The organism is Geodermatophilus sp. SYSU D00079, assembly GCF_054050635.1.
On record NZ_JBJGZS010000010.1, the window covers coordinates 1 to 17,110 of the forward strand.

Sequence of the window (17,110 nt, forward strand, 5' to 3'; positions counted from 1 at the left end):
GGGGCTCGCCGCCGGGCAGGGCGCCGGGGCCGCGGGCGCCCGGCCCGCCCCCCCCCCCCCCCCCCCCCCCCCCCCCGCCCCCCCCCCCCCCCCCCCCCCCCCCCCCGCGGTGGACGGCGGCGCGGCGGGTGGGGTGCCCGAGCGGGTGGCGGAGCTGACCGGGGGCGGGGCGCACGTCTCGCTGGACGCCGTCGGCGCGGCGGCCACCTGCGAGGACTCGGTCCGCTGCCTGCGCCCGCGCGGCCGGCACGTGCAGGTCGGGCTGCTGCCGCCGGCGCAGGGCCGCCCGGCCGTGCCGATGGAGCTGGTCATCGCGCGGGAGCTGCAGGTGCTCGGCAGCCACGGCATGGCCGCGCACGCCTATCCGGAGCTGCTCGGCCTCATCGCCGCCGGCCGGCTGGCCCCGCAGCGCCTGGTCACCCGCCACCTGTCCCTGGACGACGCCCCCGCCGCCCTGGCCGGGGTCGGCCGGGCGCCGGGCATCGCGGTGGTCACGTCCTCCTGACGGCCGAAGTGGCCACGAAGGCCCCGGTCTTGGCGCCCTCCGTGGCCACGTCGCCCCTGTGGTCAGAGGACCTTGGACAGGAACGCCTGGCAGCGCGGGTGCTGCGGGTCGGACAGCACCTGCTTCGGGTCGCCGGCCTCCAGCACGACGCCGTCGTCCATGAAGACCAGGGTGTCGCCGACCTCGCGGGCGAAGCCCATCTCGTGCGTGACGACGACCATCGTCATGCCCGACTCGGCCAGGCCCCGCATGACGTCGAGGACCTCGCCGACCAGCTCGGGGTCCAGCGCCGAGGTGGGCTCGTCGAAGAGCATCAGCTTGGGCTCCATCGCCAGCGCCCGCGCGATCGCGACCCGCTGCTGCTGGCCACCGGAGAGCTGGTTCGGGTAGTTGTGCACCCGCTCGCCGAGGCCCACCCGCTCCAGCAGCTCGGTGCCGCGGGCACGGGCGACCTCCTTGCGCACGCCCTTCACCTGCGTCGGCGCCTCCATGACGTTCTCCAGCGCCGTCTTGTGCGGGAACAGGTTGAACCGCTGGAACACCATGCCGATGTCGCGGCGCTGCGCGGCCACCTCGCGGTCGCGCAGCTCGTAGAGCTTGCCGCCCCGTTCCCGGTAGCCGACCAGGGAGCCGTCGACCCACAGCCGCCCGGAGTCGATCTTCTCCAGGTGGTTGATGCAGCGCAGGAACGTCGACTTGCCCGAGCCGGACGGGCCGATGACGCAGACCACCTCGCCCGACCGGACCTCGAGGTCGATGCCCTTGAGCACGTCCACGTGGCCGAAGGACTTCCGCACGCCCTCGGCCTTGACCATCGGCTGCCCGTTCGCGGTCACTTCGAGCTCCCCACCTCACGCGCCCGCCGCGCCGCCCGCTGCGCCCGGGTCTCCCGCGCGCCGAAGCCGCGGCTGAACCGCTTCTCCAGGAAGTACTGGCCCACCATCAGCAGGCTGGTCAGCGCGAGGTACCAGAGGATCGAGGCCACGGCCATCGGGATGATCTGGAACGTCCGGCTGCCGATCGCCCGCAGCTGGAAGTTCAGCTCGCTGGTCACCGGCACGGCCAGCAGCAGCGAGGTGTCCTTGAGCATCGCGATCGTCTCGTTGCCGGTCGGCGGGATGATCACCCGCATCGCCTGCGGCAGCACGATCCGGCGCATCGTCTTGCCGCGGCTCAGGCCCAGCGCGCTGGCCGCCTCGGCCTGGCCCGGGTCGACCGACTGGATCCCGGCCCGCACGATCTCGGCCATGTAGGCGCCCTCGGACAGCGCCAGGCCGAGCAGCCCGGCGGTGAAGCCGGCGAAGATCTGGTTGCCGTCCAGGCCGAGGAAGCGCAGGTCGCCCTCGAACCCGAACAGGTCCATCAGCTGCCGGTCGAACGGGATGCCGAGGTCGTAGGTCGCGTACAGCGCGCCGAGGTTGGCGATGAAGAACAGCAGGACGATCCGGGGGACCGCCCGGAAGACCCAGATGTAGGCCCAGGCCGCGCCCGAGACGATCGGGTTGGGCGAGAGCCGCATGACCGCCAGCACGATGCCCAGCAGGACGCCGAGCACCATCGCGAGGACGGTCATCACCAGCGTCGTCCGCGCCCCGCGGAGCACCGCGGGGGTGAACATGTTGTCGAGCATGAAGCCCCACTGGAACACCGGGTTGGTGACCAGCATGTGGACGAACATCGCCACCAGCACCGCGATGACGACGGCGGCGATCCAGCGGCCCGGGTGCCGGACCGGCACCGCCCTGATCTGCTCGGGCGGTGCCGGCCGGGTGGTCGTGTCGGGGGCCTCAGCGGCCATGGGGGAGCGCTCCGGTCAGCCGACGGTGGGGTTCACCGTCGGGGCGTCGATGGCGCCGTCCTCCACGCCCCAGCGGGACAGCACCTCGGTGTAGGTGCCGTCGTCGATGAGGGCCTGGACGGCGTCGGCGAGCGCCTGGGCGAAGTCGGCCTGGTCCTGGGCGACCACGTAGCCGTAGGGAGCGGCGTCGTAGATGTCGCCGAGCAGCTCCAGCTGGCCGTTGGTCTGCTGCACGGCGTAGGCCATGATCGGGGAGTCGGCCAGGCCCGCGACCGCGGCGCCGGAGACGATCGCCGCGGTGGCGTCGCTCTGCAGGTCGTACTGGTTGATCGTGATGGGCTCCTCGCCGGCGGCCTCGCAGGCCTCCGAGCGGGCGGTGATGTCGTCGACCTGCACGGTGGCCTTCTGGACGGCGATGGTCAGCCCGCAGGCGTCGTCGGGGTCGACGCCGTCGGGGTTGCCGGCCTTGGTGGCCCACTGGGTCCCGGCCTCGTAGTAGCTGACCATGTTGGCCTGCTGCAGGCGCTCGGGGTTGATCGTGAACGACGAGACGCCCGCCTCGTACCGCCCCGACCCCACGCCGGCGATGATCGAGTCGAAGGCGGCCGTCTGGAACTGCGCCTCCAGGCCCAGCTTCTGCGCGACGAGGGTGAACAGGTCGACGTCGAAGCCGATGATCGTCTCGCCGTCCTCGGCGATGAACTCGTTGGGCGCGTAGCTGGTGTCGCTGCCGACGCTGATCACGCCGTCCTCGGCGATCGCCGGGGGCACGCGGTCGGCGAGCGCCTGGTCGACCTCGACGCTGGGCAGCGGCTCGGTGCTCGCCGCGGCGCCGCCGCCCCCGCCACCGCTGCCCGCGTCGCCGCCGGAGTCGTCCCCGCAGCCGGCGAGCACGAGGGTCAGGCCGGCGGCGGCCGCGACGGCGACCCGTCCACGCCGGGTCAGGGATCGGATGGCCACGGGGTGTCTCCCTCCACGGGCGCCTCGTCCGCCGAGGCGCGGGGTGCTGATCCTGCCCTGCGGACCGCGGGGCCGGCGCGGCGAGGTGCCGGGTGACCGCCGTGCGTGGCGCCCGTCACGGCTCCGCGGAGGTGGTGGGGGCGGGCGGTTCGGAGGCCGGCGGGCGGGTCGTCGTCGGCTCGGCCGGGGTGCTGTCGGCCGGCTCGTCGGCACCGGTCGTGGTCGGCGGCGTCGTCGCGTCGGTGTCCCGCGACGCGGTCGTCGTCGGCGCGGTGCTGCGGCTGGGGGTCGGCGTCGCGTCGGTCGTGCCCGTCGGCTCCGTGGTCTCGGGGGCCTGCGTGGGCTCGACCGGCTCGGTCGGAGCGGGCGCCGGTGCGGGCTCGGTGCTGCCGGCGGGCTGCTGGACGGTCCCCACCCCGGTCACCGGGGGCCGCACGTACAGGTACAGCGTGCCGACGGCGAGGAACAGGATCGTCAGGACGACGGTCGAGGTGCGGGCGCGGCCGAGGTGGCGGGGCACCGCCACCCAGAACCGGCGCAGCCCCGACGGCGGCGCGGTCCGCACCGACGGCCGGGCCGTGGGCAGCTCACGGGTCGGGTGCTCCTCGCCGTGGCGGGGGCTCACCGGGCACCGTCCGCGGAGGCGGAGAGGTCCTCGGCGGCCACGTGCGAGGTCGGCGAGGGCACGCCCAGACCCGCCCGGCGGAACGCCAGGACGACGCGGGCACGCAGGTCGCGGCCGACCTCGAACTGCTTGCCGGGCAGCGTGCGGGCCACCATGCGGACGTTCACCTGCTCCAGGTCGAGGGTCTCCACGCCCATGACGCTGGGCTCGTCGAGCAGCAGCGGACGCATCGCCGGGTCGGCGAAGGCCTGCTCGCCGACCTCGTGGAGCAGGTCGTTGACGCGGCTGACGTCCATGGTGGTGGGGACCGGGATGTCGACCACGGCGCGGGCCCAGTCGCGGGACAGGTTGACCACCTTGACGATCTGCCCGTTCGGCAGCGTGATGACCTCGCCGTTGGGCGAGCGCAGCCGGGTGATGCGCAGCGTGACGTCCTCGACGGTGCCGGTGGCCTCGTCGCCGCCGCCGACCACCTGGATGGAGACGACGTCCCCGAAGCCGTACTGCCGCTCGGTGATGATGAAGAACCCGGCCAGGACGTCGCCGACGATCCGCTGGGCGCCGAAACCCAGGCCGACGCCGAGGACGGTCGCCGGCGCCACCAGCCCGCCGATCGGGATGCCGGCGCGGTCGAGCACGAAGAAGGCGGCGATCGCGTAGATGAGCACGACGAGGGTCCAGGTGATCACCTGGGTCAGGGAGTGCCGGTGCTTGGCCGCCTCGGACCGGACCAGGACGTCGCCGCCGGTGGAGCGGGCGTCGATGCTGTCGGTGATCTTCGTGCCCACCCACGCCACGAGCCGGGCCAGCAGCACCGAGCCGATGACGATGAGCACGATCTCCAGCCCGCGGCCGGAGAGCCAGTCCAGGAGTGCGTCGAGTGGTTCCATCGCCCCCCAGCGTCGTCGTCGCCGCCCGGGAACGCCAGCCGTGACCGGCGGTCAGCGCGGCTCGACGAAGAGCGACTGCGCGGAGCGGCCGACGCGCCCGCCGGCGTCGTAGAGGTCGGCGAAGCACTGGCCGGCGCCGGCCGGGCCGATGGTGGTGGCCGCGTCCATGCCCAGCCACCCGCCGGCCGGGGGGCGCACCAGGGAGAGGCCGAGGTCGACGTTGGCGAAGGTGTCCGTCGTCCAGTCGAGGACGGCGGAGACGCCGCTGGCCGCGTCGGTCATGACCAGCAGGTGCTGCAGCGGCGTCATCGGCTCGCCGTCCACCAGGCTGCACAGCGGGCGGGTCCAGGCGGCGGCCGGGCCGGGCGCGTTGAACGAGCCGTGCGCGAACCGCCACTCCAGCGCCCGGTGGTAGGCGACGTCGGTGGTGAAGAAGTCGGCGGTCTCCGGCCGGCTCTCCTCCGGCCCGGGCAGGGGGACGGCGGGCTCGGGCGTCCCCTCGGTGGCGCGGGTGCGCACCCGCCAGGCGGTCAGCCGCATGAGCGGCCGGTCGTCGCCGGCGGTGAGCCGGGCCTCGACGAGCTCGACCCGCCGGCCGGGGCGCAGCACCCGCGCCGCGACGGCGACCGGGCCCACCGGCACGGGGCCGAGGATGTCGTAGGCCAGCCGGACCGTCTGCCCGTCGGCGATCCCGCCGGCCGCCTCCGCCTCGCGGGCCAGCAGCGCCGCCGGCGGCCCCGCGTGCTGCAGCCCGGGGTCCCAGGGCCCGATCGTCAGCGCGGTGGCGCGGTAGCCGCCGTCCACGGGCTCGTACAGGGCGCCGGGCAGGTCCATGCCGCCCAGTCTGCCGCCGGCCCTGCCGGCGAGTTCCGGCCTCTGCCGGTGCGATCGCGCCCGCAGAGGAGGCGGACCACCCGCGGAGGACCGCCGACGCCGGCCGTCACAGGCCCGACCGGCGGGTGTCCCAGACCGCGAACGCCGTCCACGCGGCCGCGAGGACGGCGGCCACCACCCACAGCCAGCGCAGCGACCCCGCGGGGTCGGCCAGCACCAGCAGCACCGCCACGACCAGCACCGCCCCCGCCAGTGGTGGTGTGCGCAGCACCTGGCCGAGGGTGCCGGGCCCGGGGTAGGTGACGAACACCACGACCGCGACCACGAGGAGGAACCCGCAGAGGCCGGCCAGGAACAGTGCGGGGATGCCGTAGCGGGCCGGCAGCAGCAGCGAGCAGAGGGTGCCGGCGACCAGGCCCACCCCCAGTCCGACCAGCAGTTTCCGGCGCCGGGGGGACCACGACGGCCGCGACTCGGGCGAGGGGGACGGCGGCGCCACGCCGCAGGTGTGCCCCCGCCGTGCGGCGGGCACACAGCCACCGGCGGGCGTTCCGCGGTCGTCTCGCCCAGATCACGGCGGGTTGCATCCGGCCGGCCGGCTCCGGACGGTGGAGGGGCGTCGTCCCCTCCCGTCCCGGGAGCGGGCACGCACCCGTCGTCGATCGAGAGGGAGGAGCGCCGGTCCCCGGCGCCGCACGCAACCGTGACGAACACACCTGCAGGCCCGCCGTCCACCGGGGGCGTGGCGCACCCCGCCGTCGCCCCGCCGCCGCCGTCGCCGGCCGACCGCGGGGGCTCGGTCGACCGCGTCGTCTTCGGCGTCTCCGCCGTCGTCGCCCTGGCGTTCGTCGCCTGGGGCTTCGCCTCGCCGGAGGGGCTCGGCTCGGTCAGCGGCACCGCACTGGAGTGGGTGGAGACCAACCTCGGCTGGCTGTTCGTCCTGCTCGCCTCGGCGTTCGTCGTCTTCGTGCTGTGGCTGGCCGCCAGCCGGTACGGGCGGATCCCGCTCGGCCGGGACGACGAGGCGCCGGAGTTCCGGACGGTCTCCTGGGTGGCGATGATGTTCAGCGCCGGCATGGGCATCGGGCTGATGTTCTTCGGCGTCAGCGAGCCGCTGAGCCACTACGTCTCCCCGCCGCCGCGCACCGTGACCGCCGAGACACCCGAGGCGGTGCAGACGGCGATGGCCACGACGCTGTTCCACTGGTCGCTGCACCCGTGGGCGATCTACGCCGTCGTCGGGCTCGCCATCGCCTACGGCACCTTCCGCCGGGGCCGCCGGCAGCTGATCAGCGCCGCGTTCGCCCCGCTGTTCGGCACCCACCGCACCGAGGGCTGGGCCGGCCGGACGATCGACGTCCTGGCGATCTTCGCGACGCTGTTCGGGTCGGCGGCCTCCCTCGGCCTCGGTGCCCTGCAGATCGGCAGCGGCATGGAGATCCTGGGCTGGGCCGGGGACCTCGGCAACGGCCTGCTCGTGGTGGTCATCGCCGTCCTGACCGCGGCGTTCGTCGCCTCGGCGGTCTCCGGCATCGCCAAGGGCATCCAGTGGCTGGCCAACACGAACATGGTCCTGGCCGTCATCCTGGCCGTGTTCGTCTTCGCCGTCGGCCCGACGGTGTTCATCCTCAACCTGCTGCCCTCGACGATCGGCAACTACGTCAGCGACCTGGGGCAGATGGCCGCCCGCACCGAGGCCGCCGGTGGCGACGCGATGGCCGAGTGGCTGCGCGGCTGGACGGTCTTCTACTGGGCGTGGTGGATCAGCTGGACGCCGTTCGTGGGGCTGTTCATCGCCCGGATCAGCCGGGGGCGCACGATCCGCCAGTTCGTCACCGGCGTCCTGCTGGTGCCCAGCGTCGTGAGCCTGGTCTGGTTCGCCGTCTTCGGTGGCGCCGGCATCGCCGCCCAGCGCGGGGGCGCCGACGTCGCCGGCCAGGGGACGACGGAGGGGCAGCTGTTCGGCGTGCTCGACACCTTCCCGCTGGCCACCGTGATGACCGTGCTGGTCATGGTGCTGGTCGCGATCTTCTTCGTGTCGGGCGCCGACGCGGCGTCGGTCGTCATGGGCTCACTGTCGGAGCGGGGCACGCTGTCCCCGAGCCGCTCGACGGTCGTGTTCTGGGGCGTCGTCATGGGCGCGGTCGCCGCGATCATGCTGCTGGTCGGCGGCGACGAGGCGCTGACCGGCCTGCAGAACCTGACGATCATCGCCGCGCTGCCCTTCGCCCTGGTGATGGTGGGCCTGGCCGTGTCGCTGGCCAAGGACGTGCGGACCGACCCGATGGTGCTGCGGCGCACGGTCGCGGTGGAGGCGGTCGAGCAGGCCGTCGTGGAGGGCATCACCCGGCACGGCGAGGACTTCGTGCTGGTGGTCGAGCCGGCCCCGGACACCGACGGTGACGGGGTGCCCGACGGCCCGGTGCAGGCCGTCGCCCACCCGGTGGACGGCGGGGACCGGCACGTCCCGGACGTCGGCTCCCCGGTCCCCGACCGCGGCGGGCGATGAGTCCTGCCGGCCGGCCCCGTCTCACCTGTGACGGGGCCGACCGGGCCCCCGGACGACGGGACCGACGACCGTGCGCATGATCTTCGTGAACCTCCCCGTGCGGGACCTCGCCGCCGCCAAGGCGTTCTACGGCGGCCTGGGGTTCTCCTTCAACGAGCAGTTCTCCGACGAGCGGACGGCCTCGGTCGTCGTCGACGAGAACATCGTGGTCATGCTGCTGACCCGCGACCGGTTCGCCGACTTCGTGACCGGCGAGGTGGGCGACCCCACGCAGTCCACCACCGTGCTCAACGGCCTGTCGGCGGGCAGCCGCGAGGAGGTCGACCAGCTGGTCGAGCGGGCCCTGGCACACGGCGGGAAGCCGTGGCTGCCGCCCCAGGACCACGGCTCCATGTACGGCGCCAGCTTCACCGACCCCGACGGGCACGTCTGGGAGGTCGTCTGGATGGACCCCTCCGCGGTGCAGTGAACGCTGCCGAGGCCCTGGCCGGGGTGCTCACCGCAGCGGCGCCCCGGCCCGAGCTGGCCGACCGGCTGGCGGTCTTCGCGCCGCTGGTCGGCAGCTGGGAGCTGCGCGTCACCGACGTCGCGGCCGACGGCTCGGAGACGGAGCGGGACGGCGAGTGGCACTTCGCCTGGGCCCTGGACGGGCGGGCGCTGGCCGACGTCTGGATCAGCCCGTCCCGGGCCGCTCGCGCCCGCGGTGCTCCCGACGGCGAGTGGGGCATGAGCCTGCGGTTCTGGGACGAGGCGCTCGGCCGCTACCGGTCCACCTGGCACGGCCCGGCACGCGGCTGGGTCATCCCGTTCACCGCCACGCCGTCCCCGGACGGACTGGTCCTGGCCGGCGAGCGTGACGGCACCCGGCTGCGCTGGGTCTTCTCCGAGGTCGGCGCCGACGGGTTCCGCTGGCGGGCCGAGGAGGACGACGGCGCCGGGTTCCGGGTGCGCCAGCGCTTCGTCGCCGTCCGCCGCGCCTGAGCCACCGGCGCCCGGGGAGGTAGGTGGCACGGGGCGCTACGGGGACTACGTTCTCGCCATGCCGCGCCCCGCCCTCGGATACGCCGCCACCGTCGCCGCCGCGGGGTTCTTCGCCGTCAACGGCACCGTCTCGACCCTGGCCCTCCAGGCCGGCATCCCGCCCACCCGGCTGACCGCGCTGCGTTGCGTCGGCGCGGCCGTGGGTCTGCTCGTCGTCCTGGCGGTGGTGTCCCCCGGGCGGCTGCGGATCACCTGGCGGGAGGTGCCCTTCCTCGCCGTCTTCGGGGTGGTGGGGGTCGCCCTGACCCAGTTCCTCTACTACGTGGCCATCGGCCGGCTGCCGGTCGGCATCGCGCTGGTCTTCGAGATGACCGCGCCGGTGTTCATCGCCCTCTACGTGTGGCTGGTCCGCCGCGAGCAGGTGCGCAGCCGGCTGTGGGTGGCCCTGCTGCTGTCGCTGTCCGGCCTGGTCTTCGTGGCCGAGGTGTGGCAGGGCGGCGGCTCCCTGGACCCGCTCGGGGTGGCCGCCGGGCTCGCCGCGGCCCTGTGCCTGGCCACCTACTACCTGATGGGGGAGCGCGGCACGGTGACCCGGGACCCGGTGGGCCTGACCTGCTGGAGCTTCGTCGCCGCCGGGCTGTTCTGGTCGGTGGCCGCGCCGTGGTGGGAGTTCGACGCCGGGGTGCTCGCCGAGCGGGTGCCGGTGTCGGTCGGCGCGCTGGAGCTGCCGCTGTGGGTGCTGGTCGCGTGGATCGTCGTGCTCGGGGCGATGGTGCCGTTCTGGCTGTCCATCGCGGCGCTGCGGCACCTGGCGCCGACGACCGCGGGCCTCGTCGCCACCGTCGAGCCGGTGCTGGCGTCGGTGGTGGCCTGGCTGTGGGTGGAGCAGGTGCTCTCGGGCTGGCAGGTGCTCGGCGGGATCGTCGTCCTGGTGGGGATCGGCCTGGCCCAGACCGCGCGGTCGGCGCCCACGACGGCGGCGGTGCCGGAGACCGTCGCGCCGTCCTGAGGCGGGCCGGGCGGTGTCGAGATCCCGTGGTCTCACACGTTCCGGACGTGCCGGGCGTGCGAGATCACGGGATCTCGACCGGTGGAGGGGTTGCCCTCAGGTGAGCTTCCGGGCCTGGGTGAGGTAGCCGGCCAGCTCCTCCATGTAGGCGGCCTGGGCCACGTGGTCCATCCCGATGTACTTCCACGGGTACAGCTGGCCGGCCTGCACCGCGGGCAGCAGGGCGGCGGTCGGCTGCGCCGCGTACTCCTCCGGGGTCATGCTGAACCGCAGCGAGTAGAGGATCACGTCGCTGCGGAACCGGGGGACCTCCTCCCAGCCGACCGAGTGCCAGAAGTAGTCCTCGCCCTCGCGGACGTCGACGAACTGCACGCCGAGGTCCTCGTACAGGTGCAGCGACGGGTCGTCGGCGGCGATGCCCATCCACCACCCGTCGCTCGGGGTGGCGTAGACCGGCAGCACGGTGACCCCGCTCGCGGCGGCCGTGGAGAGGGTCTGCGAGGCCGCCTCGAAGTCCGCGCGGGCCTGGTCGACCACGGCGCTGTCGGCACCGAGGGACTCGGCGAGCTCGACGGTCCGCTCGATGACGTCGGCGGCCGAGCCGCGGTAGGCGATCGCGACGATCGGGGCGATCTGGGCGACCTGCTCCTGCTGCTCGACCGACTCGAAGCCGTACAGCGGCTGGGTCTCGTCGATCGTGCCCGCGGCGTCGGTCGGGTAGACCGCGGTGACGATGAGGTCGGGGTCGGCCGCGGCCAGCTGCTCGAGGTCGATCTGCCCGTAGCTCTCGCCCAGGATCGTCAGGTCGGTGAGGTCCTTGCCGTCGAAGGCGACGTCGTCCGCGGCGGAGGTCTGCCCGAAGCCGGCCACCGGCTCGACGCCGTAGTTCCACAGCGAGGCGATGACGTCGTTGAGGCCGGCGATGCGGGTCGGCGTCCGGTCCAGCTCGACGGTGTTCCCGAGGTCGTCGGTGAACTCCCAGCCGCCATCCCCCGAGGCGCTGGTGCCGGCGGGGTCGTCGGAGCAGCCGGCGGCCGCGAGCAGGGCGGCCACGGTGAGGGCGGCGCCGATCAGGCGGCGCGGCGTGCGGTGCAACGGGGTCTCCTCGCAGGTCGTCGCGGGGGGTGGTTCCCCCGAGCGGCGGCTTAGGTTAGCCTCACCTGTGCTGCCGTCCGCAAGGGTCGGGGCGCCGGGAGAGAGTGGGGACGACGCATGACCGTCACCGTCGAGACCGCGGTCGAGGCCGCCCCCGAGTGGGCCTTCTTCGAGGCCACGGTGGCCGCCGTCCGCCGGCTGGGGCCCAGCTTCGTGCGCGTCACGCTGACCGGCCCCGACCTGGCCGGTTTCGGTGTCGCCGGGGACGACCAGCGGATCAAGCTCGTGCTCGCCCGGGACCCGGCCGGCATGCGCCGCCTGGTCGAGCGCGGGTCGGACTGGTACGCCGAGTACTGCGCGATGCCCGAGGAGCAGCGGCCGTGGGTCCGCACCTACACGGTGCGCGCCGCGCGACCGGAGCTCGCCGAGCTCGACGTCGACCTCGTGCTGCACGGCGTGGCGGACGGGCACGCGGGCCCCGCCGCGCGCTGGGCCGCCGCGGCCGCGCCCGGCGACCGGATCGTGCTGCTCGGCCCCGACCGGCCCGGGCGCGGCCGGATGTGGGGCGTGGAGTGGTCCCCGCCCGCCGCGGCCACCACGTTGCTGCTGGCCGGCGACGAGACCGCCGTCCCCGCGGTCTGCTCGATCCTGGAGTCCCTCGACGGGACGGACCGCCGCGTGGTGGCCCTGCTGGAGGTGCCGGCCGAGGCCGACGCGATGAACCTGGCCCTCCCGGCGGGCGTGGACGTGCGCTGGCTGCCGCGCTCCGGTGCGCCGCGGGGCTCCCTGCTGGTGCCGGCGGTGCACGCCGCGCTGTGCGAGCTCGGCGTGGTGGCGACCCCGGCGGAGGCCCCGGAGGACGTCGACGTCGACGCGGAGCTGCTGTGGGAGGTGCCTGAGGGCGGGCGCGGGGACGGCACGGCCGCCTCGGGTTGCTACGCCTGGCTCGCCGGCGAGGCGGGGGTGGTCAAGCAGCTGCGCCGGCACCTGGTCGGTGACCTCGGCGTCCCGCGCGGCGCGGTGGCGTTCATGGGCTACTGGCGGCAGGGCATCGCCTCCTGAGGAGACCCCGTGGCCCGGTCGGGGGCCGCACGGGGCGGATCGAGGGCCGCGCTCCCCGGGGGCGCGGCCCTCGCTTCACCGCAGCCGGCGGACCGGCACGACCATCGGCGTCCCGGCCACCGGGTCGGGCACGATCCGCGCCTCCAGGTCGAACACGTCGGCCAGCAGCTGCTCGGTGAGCACCTCGGCCGGCGTCCCCGAGGCGACCAGGACGCCGTCCTTCATGGCGACCAGCCGCTGCGCGTAGCGGGCGGCCAGGTTGAGGTCGTGCAGCACGACGACGACGGTGCGGCCCCGCTCGGTGTGCAGCCGGCTCACCAGCTCCAGGACGTCGATCTGGTGCGACAGGTCCAGGTAGGTCGTCGGCTCGTCCAGCAGCAGCAGGTCGGTGCCCTGGGCCAGCGCCATCGAGATCCACGCCCGCTGGCGCTGCCCGCCGGAGAGGGCGTCGACCGGGCGCTCGGCCAGCTCGGACATGTCGGTCCAGGCCAGCGCCTCGGCGACCGCGGCCTCGTCCCCGACCGACCACTGCCTGAGCCACGACTGGTGCGGGTGGCGGCCGCGGGCCACGAGGTCGGCGACGGTGAGTCCCTCCGGCGCCACCGGCGTCTGCGGCAGCAGCCCGAGCACCTTGGCCACCTCGCGGGTCGGCGTCCGGGAGATGGCGGCGCCGTCGAGCAGCACCTGGCCCTGGCTGGGCCGCAGCAGCCGCCCCAGGGCGCGCAGCAGGGTGGACTTGCCGCAGCCGTTCGGGCCCACGATCGCGGTGAACGAGCCGTCGGTGAGCTCCAGGTCGAGGTCGCGGACGACCACCCGGTCGTCGTAGCCGAGGCTGACCGACTCGGCGGCGAGGCGGACCGGCCGGGTCCCGGTGGGGGCCTGGGGGTGCACGGTGGTCGTCACAGCGTGGATCGCCGCCTTCCGCGGACGAGGAGCCAGAGCAGGTAGGGGGCACCGACGACGGCGGTGAGGATCCCGACGGGCAGGGCCTGGGGCAGGACGGTGCGGGTGAGCAGGTCCGCGCCGATCACCAGCGCGGCGCCGAGCAGCCCGGAGGCCAGCAGCGGTGGCCGGGAGCCCCCGGTGAGGCGGACGGCGATCTGCGGGACCACCAGGGCCACGTAGGAGATCGGCCCGGCCGCGGCGACGGCGGCGGCGGTGAGCGCGACCGCGACGAGGACCACCGCGGCCTGGGCCAGCGGGAGGCGGACGCCGAGCCCGCGGGCGGTGTCGTCGCCGAACTGCAGCACCGCCAGCGCGCGGCTGGCGGCCAGCGCCAGCGGGACCAGTACGGCCAGGGCGAGGGCCAGCGGAACGGCCTGGTCCCAGGTCCGGGCGTTGAGCGAGCCGGTGATCCAGACGTAGGCCGAGGCGGCGTCGAAGATCTCCGCGCGGGTGAGCAGCCAGTCGGTGAGCGCCGAGGCGACCGCCCACAGCGCGATGCCCACGAGCACCAGCCGGAAGCCGTCGACGCCGCGGCGCCAGGCCAGGACGAACAGCAGGACGCCGGTGACCAGCGCGCCGAGCAGGGCGGCCAGCGGGACGCCGAGGCCGCCCAGCAGCGTCCCGCCGCCCGACGTGCCGCCCAGCACGATCGCCGCCACCGCCCCCACGGAGGCGCCCTGGGTGATGCCGAGGACGTCGGGGGAGGCCAGCGGGTTGCGGGCGAAGGTCTGGAACAGCGCCCCGGCGATGCCGAACGCGAGGCCGACGAGCGCGCCGACGACGATCCGCGGCGCGCGCAGCTCCAGGACGATGAACTGCTGGGTCTGCTCGCCCAGGCCGACGAGGGTCTCCAGCACGTCGACGACGCCGATGGGGAAGTCGCCGCGGCCCAGGCTCACCGCCCCCAGCAGGACGACGACGACCGCGGCGGCCACCGGCACCACCAGCTGGCGCCAGCGCACCCGGCCCGAGACCGGGCCGACGCGGACGACGGTCTCCCGCGGCACGGCGACGCGGTCCGGGGTGGTCGTGCTCACGGGCCCGCCAGCCGGCGGCGGCGGATCAGGGCGATGAAGAACGGCGCGCCGACCAGGGCGAGCACGATGCCGACCTGCAGCTCGCCCGGGCGGGCCACGACCCGGCCCAGGACGTCGGCCAGCAGCAGGAACGCCGCCCCGAGCAGCCCGGAGAGCGGGACCAGCCAGCGGTGCGCGGGCCCGGTGAGCGCCCGGACGACGTGCGGGACGACCAGCCCGACGAAGGCGATCGGACCGCAGGCCGCGGTGGCGGCCCCGCACAGCAGGGTGACCGCGCCCAGCCCGACCAGGCGGGCCAGCCACACGCGCTGGCCCAGGCCGCGGGCGACGTCCTCACCGAGACCGAGCAGGTCCAGCGCCGGTGCGTTGAGCAGTGCGAGGACCAGTCCGGCGGCGATGAACGGGGCGACCTGCCAGGCGATGTCGGCCCCGCGGCCGGCCAGCGCCCCGACCACCCAGAACCGGAAGCTGTCGAGGCTGTCGGAGTCGCTCACCAGGATGGCGCGGACCAGCGCGTAGAGCAGCGCCGACAGCGCGGCGCCGGCCAGGGCGAGGGTCACCGGGGTGGCGCCCCCGCGCCCGACGGAGCCGAGGGAGAACACCAGGACGGTGCCGACCAGTGCCCCGGCGAAGCCGAACCACACGTACCCGGCCGGGGTGGTGAGGCCCAGGGCCCAGATGGCCAGGACGACGCCGAGGGAGGCGCCGGCGGTCACCCCGAGCAGGCCGGGGTCGCCCAGCGGGTTGCGGGTGTGGCCCTGGGTCAGCGCGCCGGCGACGCCGAGCGCCAGGCCGACCATCAGGCCGAGGACGGTGCGGGGCAGCCGCAGCTCCCGCACGATCACCGCCTCCTCGCCGCCGAGGGAGGGGTCGGTCAGGGCCTGCCAGACCGTGCCCAGGCCGATGGTGCGGGTGCCGACGGCGATGCTCAGCGCGGCGGCGGCGAGGACCAGGACGACGAGGGCGACGGCGGCGAGGAACCGCGGGCCACGGCCGCGCAGCAGGCCGCGCGTCCGGGGCGGCGCCACCGCTCCGGGGAGCCGGGGAGCGGCGTCGGTCGTCGAGGACACCAGCGGCTCCAGGGACGAGGGACGGGGGACCACCCGCTTCGACCGGGCCGTCTGCCGACACAGGTTAGCCTTCCCTCAGCCGGCCGGTGCACCTCCGGAGCGTGCCGCGGTCAGCGGTGCTGGCGTCGGCTGCCCCCGTGCCAGTCCTCCTGCACGCCCACCTCACCCGGCCGGACGCCGAAGGCCGGCAGCTGCGGGCGCTCCCGCAGGCTGCGCTTGAACTCGGCGAACCCCGGGAAGGCGGCGAGGGCCACCACGTGGTCCCACAGCGCGACGGCGTCCTCGGGGTCGGGCACCCGGCTGATCACCGGGCCGAAGAACGCGGCGCCGTCCGGGGGCCGGAACTGCAGGATCGGCGTCCCGACGTCCTTGCCGGCCAGGCGCAGCGCCTCGTCGGTGTCGGCCTGGACGACGGCGTCCCACGACTCGTCGTCCAGGGCGTCGGCGAGGTCGGTCGGCAGCCCGGCGGCGGTGAGGATCGGCTCGACGAACTCCGCCCGCCCGCGGTGCGCGCCGTCCGGGACCCGGTCGGACTCGAAGATCCGGGCGCCCATGGCGGCGTAGAGCGGGTCGAGCACCTCGGGGCCGCGCTCGTCGCGCGCCCGCGCGGCGACCCGCAGCAGCCGCAGCCCCGCGGTGTGCCCGGCCTCGTAGTCGGGCGGGAACTGGGCGTCGTAGTCGACGTGCCGGTTGAGCAGCCGCAGCGAGATCAGCCGCCACTGCACGGTGTACGCGCGCCGGGCGGCCACGGTGCGCACCCACTGGCTGGTCAGCCAGGCGAAGGGGCAGACCGGGTCGAACCAGAAGTGCAGGTCGGTGTCGCGGGTCACCGGGGCAGCGCCTGCTCGATGGCGTGCCGCACCTCGGGGGAGTCGGGCTGGGTCTGCGGCCGGAAGCGGGCCACGACCTCGCCGTCGGCGCCGACCAGCCACTTCTCGAAGTTCCAGCGCACCTCGCCGGCCTCCCCAGTGGCGTCGGGCGCCTCGGCCAGCCGCTGGAACAGCGGGTGCGCGCCGGGGCCGTTGACCTCCAGCTTCTCGGTCATCGGGAAGGTGACGCCGTAGGTGGTGGAGCAGAAGCCTGGATCTCCTCGGCCGTCCCCGGCTCCTGCCCCATGAACTGGTTGCACGGCGCGCCGACCACGGTCAGGCCGCGCCCGCCGTACTCCTGCTGGAGCGCCTCGAGCTGGCTGTACTGCGGGGTGAGCCCGCAGCGGCTGGCCACGTTCACCACCAGGGCCGCGCCTCCGCCGGCGAGCGCGCCGAGGGTGGTGGCCTCGCCCTGGAGGGTGGTCACCGGCAGGTCCAGCAGGTCGCTCATGTCGCTCCTCGTCGTCGGGTGGGCAGTGGTCGCTAGTCGAGGCCGCTGAGGTCGTCGGGGACGTCGACGGCGTGCTGGCGCAGCGCCTCGAGGGGGACGACCTCGAGGGCGCGGGCGTGGGTGGCGGCCAGGACGACGCCGGTGGCCGCGCCCGCCTGGTAGGCCTGCAGCCAGCGGGCGGCGACGACGCACCACCGGTCGCCGGGGCGCAGGCCGGGGAAGCCGTACTCGGGTCGCGGCGTGCTCAGGTCGTTGCCCAGCTCGCGCTGCACCTGCAGGAACTCGGCCGACACGACGGCGCACACCGTGTGGCTGCCGACGTCCTCCGGGCCGCTGCTGCAGACGCCGGTGCGGTAGAAGCCGGTCATCGGCTCGGTGCCGCAGGGTTGCAGCGGCCCGCCGAGGACGTTGCGCTCCTCGCTGCCGGGCTCGGGCTGGCTCATCGGGTCAATCTTGCGCGGTGCACCCCT

21 protein-coding genes are annotated in these 17,110 nt (G+C 75.0%); 6 read left to right on the top strand and 15 right to left on the bottom strand.

Features of this window, described 5'->3' with window-relative positions; genetic code table 11:
• The first annotated feature begins 133 nt into the window (after positions 1-133).
• Entirely contained in the window at positions 134-505 is a 372-nt protein-coding gene (locus tag ACI79E_RS10315) for a zinc-binding dehydrogenase (RefSeq protein ID WP_456932441.1), read from the top strand.
• A gap of 62 nt (positions 506-567) precedes the next feature.
• On the opposite strand, the gene ACI79E_RS10320 is transcribed toward ACI79E_RS10315, so the two are convergent.
• The 7 genes from ACI79E_RS10320 to ACI79E_RS10350 all read right to left on the bottom strand — a co-directional run bounded on the left by ACI79E_RS10320 (position 568) and on the right by ACI79E_RS10350 (position 6,111).
• The gene (locus ACI79E_RS10320; protein ID WP_456932442.1) at positions 568-1,341 is read right to left on the bottom strand and encodes an amino acid ABC transporter ATP-binding protein; all 774 of its coding nucleotides are present in this window, start codon (positions 1,339-1,341) and stop codon (positions 568-570) included.
• Positions 1,338-2,303: an amino acid ABC transporter permease gene (locus ACI79E_RS10325; protein WP_456932443.1), complete on the bottom strand. Its 966-nt coding sequence runs from the start codon at positions 2,301-2,303 to the stop codon at positions 1,338-1,340. The genes ACI79E_RS10320 and ACI79E_RS10325 overlap by 4 nt, the downstream gene beginning before the upstream one ends.
• A 15-nt stretch (positions 2,304-2,318) precedes the next feature.
• Positions 2,319-3,263 (bottom strand): ABC transporter substrate-binding protein, encoded by a 945-nt coding sequence (locus ACI79E_RS10330; RefSeq protein ID WP_456932444.1) that lies wholly within the window; start codon positions 3,261-3,263, stop codon positions 2,319-2,321.
• A gap of 115 nt (positions 3,264-3,378) precedes the next feature.
• The gene (locus ACI79E_RS10335; protein WP_456932445.1) at positions 3,379-3,888 is read right to left on the bottom strand and encodes a hypothetical protein; all 510 of its coding nucleotides are present in this window, start codon (positions 3,886-3,888) and stop codon (positions 3,379-3,381) included.
• A complete protein-coding gene (locus ACI79E_RS10340; RefSeq protein WP_456932446.1) occupies positions 3,885-4,778 on the bottom strand; it encodes a mechanosensitive ion channel family protein in 894 nt (297 codons plus the stop codon). The genes ACI79E_RS10335 and ACI79E_RS10340 overlap by 4 nt, the downstream gene beginning before the upstream one ends.
• 51 nt (positions 4,779-4,829) lie before the next feature.
• The gene (locus tag ACI79E_RS10345; protein WP_456932447.1) at positions 4,830-5,612 is read right to left on the bottom strand and encodes a thioesterase family protein; all 783 of its coding nucleotides are present in this window, start codon (positions 5,610-5,612) and stop codon (positions 4,830-4,832) included.
• 106 nt (positions 5,613-5,718) lie between these two features.
• Positions 5,719-6,111, bottom strand: coding sequence for a hypothetical protein (locus tag ACI79E_RS10350; protein WP_456932448.1), 393 nt, complete (start codon positions 6,109-6,111; stop codon positions 5,719-5,721).
• Positions 6,112-6,354: 243 nt separating this feature from the next.
• Here ACI79E_RS10350 and ACI79E_RS10355 point away from each other — a divergent pair, with 243 nt between their 5' ends.
• From ACI79E_RS10355 to ACI79E_RS10370, 4 genes are all read left to right on the top strand, one after another.
• Entirely contained in the window at positions 6,355-8,121 is a 1,767-nt protein-coding gene (locus ACI79E_RS10355; RefSeq protein WP_456932449.1) for a BCCT family transporter, read from the top strand.
• A 76-nt stretch (positions 8,122-8,197) separates the two neighbouring features.
• Positions 8,198-8,590 carry a VOC family protein gene (locus ACI79E_RS10360; RefSeq protein ID WP_456932450.1) on the top strand — a complete coding sequence of 131 codons (393 nt, stop codon included), beginning with the start codon at positions 8,198-8,200 and terminating at the stop codon, positions 8,588-8,590.
• On the top strand, positions 8,587-9,102 hold the full coding sequence (locus ACI79E_RS10365) for a hypothetical protein (RefSeq protein ID WP_456932451.1): 516 nt from the start codon (positions 8,587-8,589) through the stop codon (positions 9,100-9,102). Before ACI79E_RS10360 ends, ACI79E_RS10365 begins: the two co-directional genes overlap by 4 nt.
• 58 nt (positions 9,103-9,160) lie before the next feature.
• Positions 9,161-10,111: an EamA family transporter gene (locus ACI79E_RS10370; protein ID WP_456932452.1), complete on the top strand. Its 951-nt coding sequence runs from the start codon at positions 9,161-9,163 to the stop codon at positions 10,109-10,111.
• 96 nt (positions 10,112-10,207) lie between these two features.
• Here ACI79E_RS10370 and ACI79E_RS10375 read toward each other — a convergent pair whose 3' ends face one another.
• Complete coding sequence (locus ACI79E_RS10375) at positions 10,208-11,206, bottom strand: ABC transporter substrate-binding protein (RefSeq protein WP_456932453.1); 999 nt, start codon at positions 11,204-11,206, stop codon at positions 10,208-10,210.
• A 117-nt stretch (positions 11,207-11,323) separates the two neighbouring features.
• On the opposite strand from ACI79E_RS10375, the gene ACI79E_RS10380 reads away from it, so the two are divergent.
• A complete protein-coding gene (locus ACI79E_RS10380) occupies positions 11,324-12,268 on the top strand; it encodes a siderophore-interacting protein (protein WP_456932454.1) in 945 nt (314 codons plus the stop codon).
• A 75-nt stretch (positions 12,269-12,343) separates the two neighbouring features.
• On the opposite strand, the gene ACI79E_RS10385 is transcribed toward ACI79E_RS10380, so the two are convergent.
• From ACI79E_RS10385 to ACI79E_RS10415, 7 genes are all read right to left on the bottom strand, one after another.
• A complete protein-coding gene (locus ACI79E_RS10385; protein WP_456932455.1) occupies positions 12,344-13,171 on the bottom strand; it encodes an ABC transporter ATP-binding protein in 828 nt (275 codons plus the stop codon).
• Positions 13,168-14,250, bottom strand: a complete 1,083-nt coding sequence (locus ACI79E_RS10390; RefSeq protein WP_456932456.1) for a FecCD family ABC transporter permease — start codon at positions 14,248-14,250, stop codon at positions 13,168-13,170. Before ACI79E_RS10390 ends, ACI79E_RS10385 begins: the two co-directional genes overlap by 4 nt.
• Entirely contained in the window at positions 14,247-15,320 is a 1,074-nt protein-coding gene (locus ACI79E_RS10395) for a FecCD family ABC transporter permease (protein WP_456932457.1), read from the bottom strand. The genes ACI79E_RS10390 and ACI79E_RS10395 overlap by 4 nt, the downstream gene beginning before the upstream one ends.
• A gap of 110 nt (positions 15,321-15,430) precedes the next feature.
• Positions 15,431-16,150 (bottom strand): mycothiol-dependent nitroreductase Rv2466c family protein, encoded by a 720-nt coding sequence (locus tag ACI79E_RS10400; RefSeq protein WP_456932458.1) that lies wholly within the window; start codon positions 16,148-16,150, stop codon positions 15,431-15,433.
• Complete coding sequence (locus ACI79E_RS10405) at positions 16,147-16,365, bottom strand: hypothetical protein (RefSeq protein ID WP_456932459.1); 219 nt, start codon at positions 16,363-16,365, stop codon at positions 16,147-16,149. The genes ACI79E_RS10400 and ACI79E_RS10405 overlap by 4 nt, the downstream gene beginning before the upstream one ends.
• Positions 16,362-16,640, bottom strand: a complete 279-nt coding sequence (locus ACI79E_RS10410) for a hypothetical protein (protein ID WP_456932460.1) — start codon at positions 16,638-16,640, stop codon at positions 16,362-16,364. Before ACI79E_RS10410 ends, ACI79E_RS10405 begins: the two co-directional genes overlap by 4 nt.
• Positions 16,641-16,672: 32 nt before the next feature.
• Positions 16,673-17,083, bottom strand: coding sequence for a DUF2237 family protein (locus ACI79E_RS10415; RefSeq protein ID WP_456932461.1), 411 nt, complete (start codon positions 17,081-17,083; stop codon positions 16,673-16,675).
• Between the last annotated feature and the right edge of the window lie 27 nt (positions 17,084-17,110).